At 70.6% G+C, this 14,256-nt stretch carries 14 protein-coding genes; 7 read left to right on the forward strand and 7 right to left on the reverse strand.

Translation table 11 applies throughout. The features are described 5' to 3' along the window. Positions 1-1,314 carry an alpha/beta hydrolase gene (locus ABD817_RS15600; protein WP_344918622.1) on the forward strand — a complete coding sequence of 438 codons (1,314 nt, stop codon included), beginning with the start codon at positions 1-3 and terminating at the stop codon, positions 1,312-1,314. A gap of 167 nt (positions 1,315-1,481) precedes the next feature. On the opposite strand, the gene ABD817_RS15605 is transcribed toward ABD817_RS15600, so the two are convergent. Next, on the reverse strand, positions 1,482-1,907 hold the full coding sequence (locus tag ABD817_RS15605; protein ID WP_344919034.1) for an Lrp/AsnC family transcriptional regulator: 426 nt from the start codon (positions 1,905-1,907) through the stop codon (positions 1,482-1,484). A 149-nt stretch (positions 1,908-2,056) separates the two neighbouring features. Here ABD817_RS15605 and ABD817_RS15610 point away from each other — a divergent pair, with 149 nt between their 5' ends. Further along, positions 2,057-2,911: a tryptophan 2,3-dioxygenase gene (locus ABD817_RS15610; RefSeq protein ID WP_344918623.1), complete on the forward strand. Its 855-nt coding sequence runs from the start codon at positions 2,057-2,059 to the stop codon at positions 2,909-2,911. Between the two features lie 166 nt (positions 2,912-3,077). On the opposite strand, the gene ABD817_RS15615 is transcribed toward ABD817_RS15610, so the two are convergent. Continuing rightward, the gene (locus ABD817_RS15615; RefSeq protein WP_344918624.1) at positions 3,078-3,887 is read right to left on the reverse strand and encodes an Fpg/Nei family DNA glycosylase; all 810 of its coding nucleotides are present in this window, start codon (positions 3,885-3,887) and stop codon (positions 3,078-3,080) included. Between the two features lie 33 nt (positions 3,888-3,920). Continuing rightward, positions 3,921-4,448: a ribosomal maturation YjgA family protein gene (locus ABD817_RS15620; RefSeq protein ID WP_344918625.1), complete on the reverse strand. Its 528-nt coding sequence runs from the start codon at positions 4,446-4,448 to the stop codon at positions 3,921-3,923. Positions 4,449-4,637: 189 nt separating this feature from the next. Between ABD817_RS15620 and ABD817_RS15625 the strand changes: the two genes are divergently transcribed. From ABD817_RS15625 to ABD817_RS15645, 5 genes are all read left to right on the forward strand, one after another. Next, entirely contained in the window at positions 4,638-5,339 is a 702-nt protein-coding gene (locus ABD817_RS15625) for a response regulator transcription factor (protein ID WP_344918626.1), read from the forward strand. After that, positions 5,336-6,790, forward strand: coding sequence for a sensor histidine kinase (locus ABD817_RS15630; protein ID WP_344918627.1), 1,455 nt, complete (start codon positions 5,336-5,338; stop codon positions 6,788-6,790). Before ABD817_RS15625 ends, ABD817_RS15630 begins: the two co-directional genes overlap by 4 nt. A 92-nt stretch (positions 6,791-6,882) precedes the next feature. Beyond that, positions 6,883-7,800, forward strand: coding sequence for a polyphosphate polymerase domain-containing protein (locus ABD817_RS15635; protein ID WP_344918628.1), 918 nt, complete (start codon positions 6,883-6,885; stop codon positions 7,798-7,800). A gap of 6 nt (positions 7,801-7,806) precedes the next feature. After that, the gene (locus tag ABD817_RS15640) at positions 7,807-8,484 is read left to right on the forward strand and encodes a DUF4956 domain-containing protein (protein ID WP_344918629.1); all 678 of its coding nucleotides are present in this window, start codon (positions 7,807-7,809) and stop codon (positions 8,482-8,484) included. Positions 8,485-8,493: 9 nt separating this feature from the next. Next, complete coding sequence (locus ABD817_RS15645) at positions 8,494-10,152, forward strand: CotH kinase family protein (RefSeq protein WP_344918631.1); 1,659 nt, start codon at positions 8,494-8,496, stop codon at positions 10,150-10,152. Between the two features lie 36 nt (positions 10,153-10,188). On the opposite strand, the gene ABD817_RS15650 is transcribed toward ABD817_RS15645, so the two are convergent. The 4 genes from ABD817_RS15650 to ABD817_RS15665 form a co-directional block, all read right to left on the reverse strand. Then, positions 10,189-11,358 (reverse strand): zinc-dependent alcohol dehydrogenase, encoded by a 1,170-nt coding sequence (locus ABD817_RS15650; protein WP_344918632.1) that lies wholly within the window; start codon positions 11,356-11,358, stop codon positions 10,189-10,191. Between the two features lie 32 nt (positions 11,359-11,390). Beyond that, entirely contained in the window at positions 11,391-12,035 is a 645-nt protein-coding gene (locus ABD817_RS15655) for an SRPBCC family protein (protein ID WP_344918633.1), read from the reverse strand. A 534-nt stretch (positions 12,036-12,569) separates the two neighbouring features. Then, positions 12,570-12,884, reverse strand: coding sequence for an L-rhamnose mutarotase (locus tag ABD817_RS15660; protein ID WP_344918634.1), 315 nt, complete (start codon positions 12,882-12,884; stop codon positions 12,570-12,572). A gap of 54 nt (positions 12,885-12,938) precedes the next feature. Continuing rightward, entirely contained in the window at positions 12,939-14,231 is a 1,293-nt protein-coding gene (locus tag ABD817_RS15665; RefSeq protein ID WP_344918636.1) for a M1 family metallopeptidase, read from the reverse strand. Between the last annotated feature and the right edge of the window lie 25 nt (positions 14,232-14,256).

A 14,256-nucleotide genomic window follows, 5' to 3' on the forward strand; every position in this document is an offset into this window, starting at 1 on the left:
ATGTTTCCTCCGAATCCGCATGTGATGGTGCTCACCGGTCCCGGTCTGGTCGCGGACCTCCGCCTGCTCACCGAGGTGGCCGATCGCGAGTTCGCGGCCCTCGGTGTCGGCGGTACGGTGTCGGCGACCTCCGATCTGCCGGGTTTCCGGGCGGCGCTGGAGTCGCCGGACGTCCTGGTCGTGCTGCCGGGCCCGGATCCGGAGGTCCGCCGCCTGTTCACCGAGCGTCCCGACGCGGTCTGGCTCGACCTGACGAAAGCCGACGCCCCCCTCCCGGCGCTCGCGGAAAGCGCGGCGGCGGCGGGTGGTACGGCGTTCGTGGACGGCGTGGTGTCCGGGGGTGGTGAGGCGGGCGCGGGTGGCACGGTGTCCGTGAGTGGTGAGGCGGGCGCGGGTGGCGGGGGCGGTATGAGGGGCACGGTGGGCGTGGCGGGCACGGTCGGTGTGGCGGGCACTCACCTGCACGGGCGGGGGATCTGGGGGCTGACCTGGGCGATCAGGCACGCCGTCCATCGCCTGCGCAGGCCCGCGCACCGGGTCGCCTACGGCGACCATCCCGACCAGTGGGCGGAGGTGCGGTCCCCGTACGGGATCGTCGGGCAGGCGCCCGCCGCGATGCCGCCGTACGAGGGCAACGGACAGGCGCCCACGGCGGCGGTGCGCGAGGACGGGGAAGTGACGCCCACGGTGGTGCTGCTGCACGGTGGTTTCTGGCGCTCGATCTGGGGCGCGGACCTGATGGACGCGCTCGCCATCGACCTCGCCGAGCGCGGGTTCACCGCCTGGAACCTCGAATACCGCCGCCCCGACCTGCACGGCTGGGACGCGACCACCGAGGACGTCGCCCGGGGCGTCGCCCTCGCGGCGCGGAGCGCGCGCGGCCCGCTCGTGGTGATCGGCCACTCGGCGGGCGGGCAGCTCGCCCTGCGCGCCGCCGCCGACGACCACCGGGTCACCCTGGCCGTCTCCCTGGCGGGGGTGCTCGACCTGGCCGAGGGGGACCGCAGGCACATGAGCTCCGGCGCGGTCGCCGTCGCACTCGGCGGGTCCGCGGCGGAGGTGCCCGGCGCCTACCGGCTTTCGGGGCCGCTGGAACGGCTTCCCCTGGGGGTGCCCCAGCTCATCGTGCAGGGCGGCGGGGACGATCTGGACCTGGTCGACTTCGGCCGCCGCTACGCGCGAGCCGCCCAGGAATCAGGCGATCAGGTGACATATCTAGAAATGTCGGGCGATCATTTCGACGTCATCGACCCCGCGTCACCGATCTGGCGAGCCACCGCCGGGGCGGTCGCCGAGCACCGCAAGCCCTCCTGACGCGCTCCCACCGACGGTGACGGGCTCACCGGGCACGAACACCCATCTAAAGATCAACCCTCCCGGTCATCAGCCAGGGGTACGGTCCGACCTCAGGGCTCAAGGACCCGGAGCCGGTCAGTGCCCACCTGGCGTCGGCTTACCGAAACGCTCTCGATTCACCCCCATCAGAGGGAGGACAGGGGACGCCAGGGGACGGGGCTGGACAGCACCATCATGCTCGACGGGTGGCCGTACGGAGCGAGCCGGTCGATCATCTCCTCGAAGGCCGTCATCGAGGAGGCGGCCACCCGCAGCAGGCAGCACGCGTCACCGGTCACCCGGTGCACCTCCAGGATCTCCGGCCAGGCCAGCGCCTGCTCGTCGCGGAGCACGCACCGGGACCCGTAACACGACATCCTGATCAGGGCGGCCACCCCGCGCCCGGCCAGCGCCGCGTCCACCCGGGCGTGGTAGCCGGTGATCACCCCGGTCTCCTCCAGCCGCCGTACCCGCTCCGCCACCGCCGGAGCCGACAGGTGCACCCGGCGCGAGAGCTCGCTGTACGACAGCCGCGCGTCGTCCTGCAACTCGGCCAGCAACGCCCAATCCATCGTGTCCACGGTCACGCTCCGTCACGTCGTAACTTGATCCGCTCGATGCCTTCCGTTCCGAAGGCCCAGTCCGATAATCGCCTTTCTTTCATTATTTCCGTACAGACCGCTACAGACCACCATGGAGGCGTACGGACGAAGGAGAAGCGATGACCGGCATCAAGCAGCTCACGGAGCAGGACCGCAAGGCGCGCGCCGAGGCGAACGAGGGGCTGCCGACGCTGGGCTTCGACGCCGGAACGCCCTACGACGACTACGTGGGCACCGCCACCCTGCGCGGGCTCCAGCGCACCCTCACCGACGTCCCGGAGGAACTGCCGTTCCTGGTCACCACCCAGGTGATGGAGCTCTATTTCGGACTGCTCCGCACCGAGTGGCGCCTCGCCCAGCGGCAGCTCGACGGGGACGACGTCTCCGCCGCGACCCTGACGATCAGGCGCACCGTACGGCACTTCGAGGCGCTCAACGCCGCCTGGGCCGCGCTGAGCTGGCTCACCCCGGCGCAGTTCAACTCCTTCCGCGACGCCCTCGGCGAGGGTTCCGGCTTCCAGTCGGCCCTCTACCGCCACGTGGAGTTCCTGCTCGGCAACAAGTCCGAGGCGCTCATCCGGCCGCACCGCCGCAACCCCGAGGCGTACGAGGAACTCGTGGAGGCGCTGCACCGGCCGAGCCTCTACGACTCGGTCCTGGCCTTCCTCTCCCGCGCGGGCCACGCCGTCCCCCGCTCGGCGCTCGATCGCGACCTCGCCACCGAACACGAGCCCCACCCCGAGGTCGAGGCGGTCTGGGTCGAGGTCTACGGCGGCCCGCTCGCCCCGCTGGCCGAGGCGCTGACCGACCTGGCCGAGCAGTTCTCCGAATGGCGCTACCGGCACCTGATGGCGGTACGCCGCTCGATGGGCGCCAAGCCGGGCTCCGGCGGGTCGAACGGCCTGAGCTGGCTCGAGCGGAGCATGCGACGGGAGATCTTCCCCGAACTCTGGACGGCCAGAACCCTGATGTGAGGCGCTCCCCGGGGCTCCCCGGCGTCTCGTACGCCACTTCCTTGTCCCCGCGCCTCGTACGCCACGGCCGAGGTGACGCCCCTGCCGGTCGGGTGCCGGTGGCGGTGGCGTCCCCATCCCGGTGTCTCCGGCCGTGAGCGACCCGCTCCCCGCTCCGGCGCGGAGACTAGCCGACCTGGCAGACCGGGCACCAGAAAAGGTTGCGCCCGGCGAGCACCTCCGTGCGGACCTCGGTGCCGCACAGGAAGCAGGGCATGCTGGAGCGCCGGTAGACGTAGACCTCGCCACCGTGGCCGTCGACGCGGGGCGGGCGGCCCATCGCCTCCGGCGTGTGCTCGGGCCTGACCGTGTCGATGTGGCCCACCCGGACGCCGTCGGCCATCAGGAGCACCAGATCCTCCCAGATCGCCTCCCACTGACCGTGGGTGAGGTCGCGGCCGGGCCGTGACGGATCGACCCCCTGGCGGAACAGCGCCTCGGCCCGGTAGATGTTGCCCACTCCCGCGACGACCGACTGATCCATCAGCAGGACTCCCACGGAGACGCGGCTACGGCTGATCCGCCGCCAGGCGACCTCGGGATCGGCGTCCGCGCGCAGCGGGTCGGGCCCCAGCCTGGCGTGCAGCGCCGCCTTCCCCGCCGGGTCGAGCAGCTCGCAGGTGTTGGGGCCGCGCAGGTCGGCGTACTCGCCCGCGTTGCTCAGGCGCAGGCGCACCATCCCCGTCGGCGCGGGCACGGGGACCGGGCCGAAGGCGTACTTGCCGTAGATGCCCAGGTGGACGTGGAGCCACCGCTCGTCGTCGAACCCCAGCAGCAGGTGCTTGCCGTGGGCGTCGGCCTCGGTGAGCACCCGCCCGTCGATCCGCAGGGCTCCGGCGGCGAACCGCCCCTGGGGGCTCTCCGCGTGCACGACCCGCCCGCCGAACGCCCGCCGGTGCTCTCCGGCGAGGCGGTGAATGGTGTGTCCTTCTGGCATGGTCTGAAAATCATACGAGCCGCGCGGTGATGCTCAGGGCGCGGCTGGTGCCCGCTCCGGTCGCTGCCGGGCGCGGCGCCCGAGCAGGGTGTGGGCCGACGCGGCGAGGACGGCCCCGGCCGCGTACGCCACGAGGTCGGCCGCGCCGAACGTGCTGCCGAGCACCAGCCGGGCCACGACGCTCACCTCGGAGAGCGCGGCGGGGACGGGCGTCAGCTGGGCCAGCTCGACCGCCCAGCTGAACGCCAGCGCGCCGATCGCGGCCCGCACCGGTGTGACCCGGGGCCACACCAGCACCACCAGCGTGTACACGAGCACGGTGTAGAGGGCGTCGCCCGCGTACTTGCCGAACCAGCCGCCGACGACCGCGCGGACGGTGAGCCCGGCGGCGACGGTCACGGCCGCCGCGAGCGCGGCGAGCAGGCGCGTGCGGCCGGAGAGGCGCGTGCGGCCGGAGAGGCGCGTGCGGCCGGAGAGGCGCGTGCGGCCGGAGAGGCGCGTGCGGGGGGAGAGGCGCGTGCGGCCGGAGAGGGGCGGGCGGGAGCCGGGGACGGGAGGCACCCGCCCACGATAGCGATCGCGCCGATCCGTGAGCCGCGCCTGGGATCCCCGCCGTCGGCACTCCCGGCCGAAGTACGCGGTCGCCTCCGCCGTCCACCATCGGCACCTTCGGACAGGGGTCGGCAGGGCCGTCCGTGCTCGGCCGGTCGCTCTCATCGTTCTCTCACCACGGGCAGGTAAAACGATGTCGTGAACGAACAACCCGCCGTGAAGGTGCTGGTCGTCGATGACGAGCCGAACATTCGCGAGCTGCTGTCCGAGGCCCTGGAGTTGAACGGCTTCGCGGTGCGGACCGCTGCGGATGGTCGCCGGGCGCTGGAGGCGGTGGCCCGGGAGCGGCCCGACATCATCGTGCTGGACGTGATGATGCCCGGTCTGGATGGGTTCGTGGTCGCGCGCAGGCTCCGCGAGGCCGGTGACAGCCCCCTGCTGCTCTTCTTGACCGCCAAGGACGCGGTCTCCGACCGGATCGCGGGGCTGACCGCCGGTGGTGACGACTACGTGACCAAGCCTTTCAGCCTGGAAGAGGTGGTCCTGCGGCTGCGGGCGATCATGCGCAGGATGCGGCCCGCGCGGGAGCAGGTCGACGACGGGGTGCTGCGCTACGCCGACCTGGAGCTCGACGAGGAGGCCCACACCGTAAGGCGGGCAGGGCGGGCGATCCACCTGTCGCCGACGGAGTTCAGCCTGCTGCGCTACCTGATGATCAACGCCGGGCGGGTGGTCAGCAAGGCGCAGATCCTCGACCGGGTGTGGGACTACGACTTCGACGGCGAGAGCAGGATCGTGGAGTCCTACATCAGCTACCTGCGGCGGAAGATCGACGCCGAGGGGCCGCCGCTGATCCACACGTTGCGTGGCGTCGGCTACCGGTTGCAGGTGTTCCCGTGAGACGGGCCCGGCCCCTGCGGCATCGGCTGCTGGCCGCGCTGCTCGGCCTGTGCGCGGTCGGGCTGGCGGCGTTCGCCACCGCGAGCGTGCTGCTGCTGGAGCGTTCGCTGCTGTCCAGGGTGGACGCCCAGCTGACCGAGACGGCCGTCACCTTCGGCCGGCGCCCTCTCCCGCCTCCGCCACCGGTGAACAGGGGACAGTCCGTTCAGATCCCGACGCAGTTCAGGATCGCCTTCTACGCCCCCTCCGGGATTCTGCTGCGTAGCCTGCCCGCCGAGAACGGTGACGGACCGGCCGTTCCCGCCGAGGCGATATCCGCCATCCCTCAACGCCCCATCACCGTGCCCGCCACGGGGACGGGTCAGTGGCGGGTGCTGGTGAGGGGCCTGCCCGACGGCACCAGGCTGACCGTGTCGATGTCGCTGGAACCCAACCGGGCGACCGTGCACCAGATCCTGGTCATCGAGGCGGCGGCGGGCAGCCTGGTACTGCTGCTGCTGGGCACGCTCGCCTTCGCCGTGGTACGGCTGGGCCTGCGCCCGCTGACCCGCATGGAGCAGACCGCCGAGGCCATCGCGGCCGGGGACGTCGACCTCAGGGTCGGTGACACCGACCCCGACACCGAGACGGGCCGTCTCGGCGCCGCGCTGAACACCATGCTGGAGCGCCTGGCCACCGCGCTCCGCGAGTCCGAGCGCTCCGAACGGCGGCTGCGGCACTTCGTCGCCGACGCCTCCCACGAACTGCGCACCCCGCTCACCTCCATCAGGGGATTCGCCGAGCTCTACCACCACGGCCAGGACGCCAGGGACCCGGCGGCCGAGCGGCTGCTGCGCAGGATCGAGGCCGAGGCCGAACGCATGGGCGTCCTGGTGGAGGACATGCTGCTGCTGGCCAGGCTGGACCGGGAGCCCACGCTGGAGCCCGGCGTCGTGGACCTGCACGTGCTGGCCGGAGACGTGGTGCACGCCGCCCGCGCCCGCGATCGCGAGCGGCCGATCCGGCTGGTCATCTCCGACGGGCCGGTGTTCGTGCGCGGCGACGAACGCCGCCTGCACCAGGTCATCGCCAACCTGGTCGGCAACGCCATCCAGCACACCTCGCCGGGCACCGAGATCGGCCTCACCGTCGGTCCGCGAGCGGTCGCCGGGGTTCCCGCCCCCGGCGTCGTGTACGCCGGGGCCGGCCCCGGCCCCCACCTCGGAGCCGCGCTGGTCGAAGTGCGAGACGAGGGGCAGGGCATCGATCCCGAGCACCTGCCGTACCTGTTCGACCGCTTCTACCGGGCCGATCCGGGCCGCTCCCGCGACAGCGGCGGAACCGGGCTCGGCCTGGCGATCGCCGCCGCGCTCGTGCGGGCGCACGACGGCCGGATCGAGGTGACCAGCGTCCCCGGCCGAGGCACCACCTTCCGCGTGCTTCTCCCGCTGGAGCGGCCCCAGGACGGCTGAACATCCACCGGCGGTTCATCTTCACGTCGGGCGCGGTTCACACATTGTTCCCAGCTTGGTGCTGTCAGATGTGTGCTGACGAAGGGAGGAACATGCTGGCAAGGTTCCGCAAACCAGCCGTCTCCGCGGCTCACGACGGCGATCGGAGCGTGTCCGGCGCCGAAACCGGTGCCGGACCGGCCGGTGACCAGGGTCACCGGCTGCGGGCGCCGAGCAAGCTGCACGCCTTCAACCGGTATGAGATCAAGTACCTCGTGAACGTGTCGGAGGCGGCCGCGCTCAGGGAGGAGATCGAGCAGCGGCTGGATCGCGACCGCCACAGCGGCGACGAGGGGTACGGCATCTGGAGCGTCTACTACGACACCCGGCAGCTGCGCTTCTACTGGGAGAAGATCGAAGGGCTGAAGTTCCGCAGGAAGCTGCGGGTGCGCCACTACGGCGACCGGTTCGCCGTGCGGGACGACACGCCGGTGTTCGTCGAGATCAAGCAGCGGGTCAACCGGGTGACGCAGAAGCGCCGGGTGAGCCTGCCCTACCGGGACGCGCTGCGCCTGTGCGGCGACCGGCGGATGGTCGAGCACGAGCCGTCCCAGCGCGCGTTCCTTCAGGAGGTGCTCGACCTCGTCCTGCGCCTGGACCTGCGAGCCGTCGCGATGACCGGCTACACCCGGCACGCCTACGTGGGCCGCGACGCCGACGTGGGCCTGCGCGTCACCTTCGACCACCGGGTCCGGGGCCGCGACCGTGACTTCCACCTGGGCGCCGACGCCGAGAACAGGCTCATCGTCCCCGCTCGCATGTCCATCGTGGAGGTCAAGGCCAACGAGCGGGTGCCGTACTGGCTGACCGACCTGACCGCCAAGCGGAACCTCCAGGTGGTCCGGGTCTCCAAGTACTGCCAGAGCGTGGAGGCGCACGGGCTGGCTCCCCGCTCGGTCTTCCACATCCCCGACCACGACCTCGACCACGATCCCGGCCGCCCCAGGCCGGCCGTTCTCTCGGAGGCATGACCCCCCATGGACTTCTCCTTCCAGGATCTGTCCGGCACGTTCAGCGTGGCCGACATCGCGATCGCGATGTCGCTGTCGTTCGTGCTCAGCGCGATGATCGGCTGGGTGTACCGGGCCACGCACCGCAACGTGTCCTACAGCCAGTCCTACGTGCAGACGCTGGTCATCCTGGGCATGCTGATCTCGCTGATCATGCTGGTCGTCGGCTCGAACATCGCCCGTGCCTTCGCCCTGGTCGGCGCGTTGTCGGTGGTGCGGTTCCGCAACGCCATCAAGGAGACGCGCGACGTCGGGTTCATCTTCCTCGTCATGGGCGTCGGGATGGCCGTCGGGACCCGCTTCTACCTGCTGGCCGTCGTCGCCGCCGTGGCGATCTCCCTGATCATCATGATCATGCACCGGTTCAACTGGTTCCAGCTCAACGTGCGGCGGCAGGTGGTCAAGGTGCAGGTCCCCGCGGACGAGGACTACACCGCGGTCATCCAGGACGTGCTCATCCGGCACACCGAGGAGTTCGAGCTGGTCAGCATGGAGTCCATCCGCGGGGGCGCGCTGACGGAGCTGATGTACACCGTGAAGATCAAGAAGGGCAGCGAGCCGGCCGACGTGATGGCCGCGCTGCGCGAACGCAACCACGGCCAGTCGGTCACCGTCCTGACCGGGTACGACCAGAGCGACCTGTAGGCAGGCACCATGGCGCACCTCAAACATCGCATCCCGGTCAAACTCCGGCACAACTGGAAGCTGGTCGCGCTGTGCGCGGCGTTCCTGGGCCTGTGCTGGGGGGTGCTCGGCAGCGGGATGATCCGCCCGTACGTCACCGTCTCCCAAGCCGCCACGGCCCAGACCGTCATCACGGACCTGACCGGCACCAAGGACCTGTTCGACACCTCCGTGGCGCACGAGGTGAGGCTCACCTTCACCGACGCGGCCTACGAGGACATGCTGAGCGAGTATCTCAAGGACGGCGAGAAGAAGTACCTCGAAGCCGACCTGACCATCGACGGCACCCGCGTCCCCAGCGTGGGCGTCCGGCTCAAGGGCAACTCCACCCTGTCCGGGCTGACCTGGAAGGGACAGTCCAGGCAGCGAGGCATGCCCGGCGGCGGGCAGCGGCGCGGAGGCATGCCCGGCGGCTTCCAACCCCCCGAGGGGTTTCAGCCACCCGAGGGCTTCCAGCCACCCGAGGGCTTCCAGCCGCCCGAGGGTGGCGGGGCGCCTGAAGCCGCCCGGTCACCGGGCGGTGAGCCGCCGCCAACCGGGCGGCAGGGCGACGGCGAGCGGCCCGGAGGCGGTGGGTTCGGCGGGTTCGGCGCGTCCCTGAAGGGTGAGGAGCCGGAGAACCTGCCGTGGCTGATCAGCTTCGACGAGTTCGTCGAGGGCCGCCGCTACCAGGGGCACAGCCAGGTGGCGGTACGGCCGGCCGCGATGGGCTCGACGACGATGCTGAACGAGGCACTGGGCATCGCACTGGTCGGCGCCTCCGGTGAGCCCACCCAGCGTTCGGCCCACAGCGCCTTCACCGTCAACGGCCGCGCCTCGACACCGCGCCTGCTCGTGGAATACCTCGACGAGGGCTACGCCGAAGGTCTCGGCGAAGGCGTACTGTACAAGTCGCTGGCCAGCGGCTCCTTCAGCTACAAGGGGGAGGACCAGACCGGGTACACCAACGACTTCAAGCAGATCAACAAGGTCGGCGGCCAGGATCTGCAGCCGGTCATCGATCTGGTCAAATGGGTGAACCAAGCCTCCGACCCCGAATTCGCCGCCGGTCTGGGCGAGCGTTTGGACGTCGAGTCGTTCGCCCGCTATCTGGTCCTGCAGAACCTCATGGTCAACTTCGACGACATGGCCGGGCCCGGACGCAACTACTACCTGTGGTACGACCTGGGCACCAAGAAGTTCAAGGTCATCACCTGGGACCTCAACCTCGCCTTCAACGGCGACGCCAAGAGTGGTGTGAACGACACGGTCACGATGGGCTTCGGCCGGGGACGCCCCCGGCAGGACGGGCAGGCCCAGCCGCCCCGGGGTGAGACCCCGCCCCAGGACGTCCGGCAGCGGCCTCAGGAAGGCGGCGCCATGGCGCGCATGGGCCATCCTCTGAAGGAGAGGTTCCTCAAGGACGCCACCTTCAAGAAGGTCTACCAGGAGCAGTACCGTGCCCTCTACGCCAAGCTGCTCGGCGACGGCACCGCGTCCGGCCTGCTCGACGAGCTCACCGCGTCCTACAAGCTGAACGAGAAGGCCGACATCGCCAAGGCCGACACCGAGGCGCGGAACCTGCGCACGTTCCTGCAGACCCGCACCCGGACACTGCGGTCGGACAAGGCGATCAGCGGCGCCGCGTGAGCGTCACCGGCGGGAGTCCTCGCCCCCGGGGGCGCCTCAGGGGGTGAGGACGATCTTGTTGCAGTCGTCCATCTTGTTCTTGAACATCTCGTAGCCGCGCGGGGCGTCCTCGAGCGCCATGCGGTGGCTGATGACGAAGCTGGGGTCGATCTCGTCCTTGCGGATCTTCTTCAGCAGGGGCTTCAGGTATCGCTGGACATGGCACTGGCCGCCCCTGAGGGTGAGTGACCGGTTCATCAGGGAGCCCATCGGGAACTTGTCGATCAGGCCGCCGTAGACGCCGATCACGGACACGATCCCGCCGTTGCGGCAGGCCAGGATCGCCTCGCGCAGCGCGTACGGCCGTTCGGTCTCCAGGCGGGCCGCCTGCTTGGCCCGGTCGTAGGCGTACATGGCGGGGACGGGGTGGTGGGCCTCCATGCCCACGGCGTCGATGCACGCGTCCGGGCCGCGACCGGCGGTGATGTCCCGCAGCGCGTCGAGGACGTCGACCTCCTGGTAGTTGAGCGGCTCCGCGCCCGCGCGCTCGGCGGTCCTCAGCCGGTAGGGGAAGCGGTCGATGCAGATGACCCGTTCGGCGCCCATCAGATAGGCGCTGGCGACCGCGAACTGGCCGACCGGACCGGCTCCCCACACGGCGATCGTGTCGCCGGGCTTGATGTCGCACATCTCCGCGCCCATCCAGCCGGTGGGCAGGATGTCGGACAGGAACAGCACCTTCTCGTCCGGCAGGTCGTCCTCGATCTTGATCGGTCCCACGTCGGCGAAGGGTACTCGCGCGTACTGGGCCTGACCTCCCGGATAGCCGCCGAGCATGTGGGAGTAGCCGAAGACGCCCGACGGGGTGTGACCCATGAACTTCTCGGCCAGGCCCGCGTTGGGGTTGGAGTTCTCGCACAGCGAGTACAGGCCGTGCTCGCAGGAGGTGCAGTTGCCGCAGGCGATCGGGAAGGGCACGACCACCCGGTCGCCGACCTTGAGAGTGGACACCTTGGAGCCGACCTCCACCACCTCGCCCATGAACTCGTGGCCGAGGATGTCGCCCTTCTCCATGGTCGGCATGTAACCGTCGTAGAGGTGCAGGTCGGAGCCGCAGATCGAGGTCGAGGTGACGCGGACGATGGCGTCGCGGGAGTTCAGGATCACGGGGTCGGGAACCTCCCGGACCTCGACGGTGTTGCGGCCCATCCAGCAGTTGGCCTTCATGGGATTCTCCTCACGTCACGGATGTCACGGCCTCACATCGGCACGGGCTGGGCGGGGCGCTGCATGGCCTGCCGCAGCGCGCGGGTGCCCTCGGGGCTGCCTTCCGAACGGACCACCTCGCCGGTCTCCACGACCTGCTTGAACCGGCGCAGGTCGTCGCGCACCTGCTGTTCCGGGTGCTCGCCGAGCAACCTGGCGAAGACCAGTCCGGCCCTGCCGCCCGGCGGGTCGTAGGCGAGGTTCACCCGTACCTCCGTGCCACGCCCGCCGGGGGCGTCGGAGAAGCGGACGGAACCGCTGTTGCCGACCAGGGCGCCCGGGGTGGAACGCCAGGCGATCAGCTCGTCGCGCCTGTCCTCGACGATCTCCGCCTCCCACTCGACGGTCTTGATGGGGCCTCTCGCCCTCCAGCGCGAGTACCCGTCGCCGATCGTCTCCACCGATTCCAGGTGCGCCATGAAGCGGGGGAGGTTCTCGAAGTCGTGCCAGTACCGGTACACCTCCTGGCGCGGGCGGTTGATCGTGACGGCCGTGCGCAGGCTCAGCGGGCCCTCGTGTCCTCGATCCGAGCGGTGCCGGTTCATCCGCACCGCGACGTACATCACGCCCAGTCCCAGTCCGGCCCAGCCCAGGGCGTGGGCGAGCCGGTTGGTCGTGCGATCGTTCCTGCCGCTCATCTCGCCTCCGTACGGTTGGTCGCCTCTCGATCCCGTGCCACGGGCCGGTGCTTTCCGCCGGGGTGCGGAACGGCCCTCGTCCAGCCGCTGTCACGCTCGCGTCCCCAGGCGGTACGTCGTGCACGAGAGTCCTCATCCGCTTCTCCCCGGCGCCGAAGTGCGTAGTGACGGCTCCACGCGCTCTCGTGGCGCGCCGCCGTCCCGCGCAGCCGGGGGAGGATCTCGCGGGTTGCGGGAATCCATGGGGCCGTTCCGGCTGCGGAGGGCCTTCCCGGCGTGCGGTTCCGCCGCGACCTGTGTCCGGGCGTAGTCCGGTGTGCCGGTGAGAGACCCTGCCTTCTCAGGCTGTCATCAATGCCGGGCACGGAAAACAGCCGGGAGGAAATGTCTGTTCAAGTTCTCCACCGCCGATTCCATCCCGGTCATCGACCGGCCGTTATCGTCAAAACATTGCTTTGCGGCCATTCAGGGGTGAATCGCCGAAGAGGTCACCGTCATCGCGGATGGACGATCACGGGTCTCTCCGGGGAGGTCTCAGGGCAGCCACCACACCGCCGGGAGGCCCTTGCCCGCGCCGTCCTCGGAGTAGTCGTGCACGACCTCCAGCAGCTCGGCCATCCGGGCCTGCCAGGTGATGTTCACCGGCAGGTCCGCCAGCGACGACAGCAGCGCCTCGTAGTCGTCGCAGTCGATCACGTGGAACAGGTCCTGGCCGCTGCGCCAGATCGTCCACTCGTGCGCGCCGCCCCTCCTGATGGCCTCGGTCAGCTCGGCGGGCACCTCCCGGTGTGCCTGGTCGTACTCGGACTCCCTGCCGGGCTTGACCCGGGTGTGCAACGCGACGCGCATGCCGTACCTCCACGACGTTGTAGACCGTTATAGCAGTCATCCGATGTATGAGGGTCAGGGCAGGGCAGGCAGGCGGCGATCGTGCAGCCAGTCGGCGAACAGTTTGTCCAGCGGCAGCGTCGTGCGGCGCGCGGCCAGCGCGGTGAAGGCGCCGGTGGTGACCGTCCCGTGGCGGTGCCCGGCCGTCCACTCCCTGAGCAGGGCGAAGAAGGGTTCGTCGCCGATGGTGCGCCGGAGCGCGTGCAGGGTGAGCGCGCCGCGCTTGTAGACGCGGTCGTCGAACAGCCGCCGGGGGCCGGGGTCGGCCAGCACGAAGTCCTGGGGGAGCGCGGAGAGGCGCCGGTGCCAGCGCTGCGCGTGATCATCGGATGACAGGCCGCCGGAACTCTCCGACCAGATCCACTCCGCGTACGAGGCGAACCCCTCGTGCAGCCAGATGCCGCTCCAGTCGGCCACCGTGAGGCTGTTGCCGAACCACTGGTGGGCCAGCTCGTGGGCGACCAGCCGCTCCTCGCCCCGCCTGCCGTCCACGTGGTTCACCCCGAAGATCGACATGCCCTGCGCCTCCACCGGGATCTCCAGCTCGTCGTCCACGACCACCGCGGTGTAGGAGCCGAACGGGTAGGGGCCGAACCGCTCGCGGAAGACCTCCATCATCCGGCCCTGGCGCTCGAAGTCGTGGCGCACCCGCGAGGCGTACCTGACGGGGAAGAACAGCCGCGTCCCCGGGCTCGGCTCGGCCTGCTGGTAGCGGCCGATCTGCACGCTCGCCAGGTAGGAGGCCATCGGCTCGGCCTGCTCGTACACCCACGTGGTCGTCGAGGCCGCCCGCCGCTTCGAGACCAGCTCCCCGTTGGCGACCACCTGGTACGCGGAGGCGGTGGTGACCGAGATCCGGTAGGTGGCCTTGTCGTCGGGCCGGTCGTTGCACGGGAACCACGAGGGCGCCCCGATCGGCTGGCTCGCCACGATGACGCCGTCGGTGAGCTGCTCCCAGCCGAGCCCGCCCCAGTGGCTGCTCACCGGCCGGGGGGTGCCCGCGTAGCGGATCTCCACGGTGAACCGGCCGGGCCGCAGCCCGGCGGGCGACAGGTGGAGCTTGCCCCCGCGGTGGGTGAAGCGCACCGGCGCGCCGTCGACCAGCACGCCGCTCACCCGGAGGGCGCCGAGATCGAAGGCGACCCGGGTGAGCCGCCGCAGCGCCACCGCGGAGATCCGGGCCACCCCGCCCAGGCGGTTGGGACCCACCCGGTGGTCGAGGGTCAGGTCGTAGTGCTCCACCCGGTAGCCGTCGTCGCCGTGCATGGGGAAGTACAGCTGAGGGATGGAGGTCGTGCTCAGAGCCACACCGGCTTCCTCTGTTCTTCGCGCG

Source organism: Streptosporangium oxazolinicum, assembly GCF_039537505.1.
Classification (GTDB): domain Bacteria; phylum Actinomycetota; class Actinomycetes; order Streptosporangiales; family Streptosporangiaceae; genus Streptosporangium; species Streptosporangium oxazolinicum.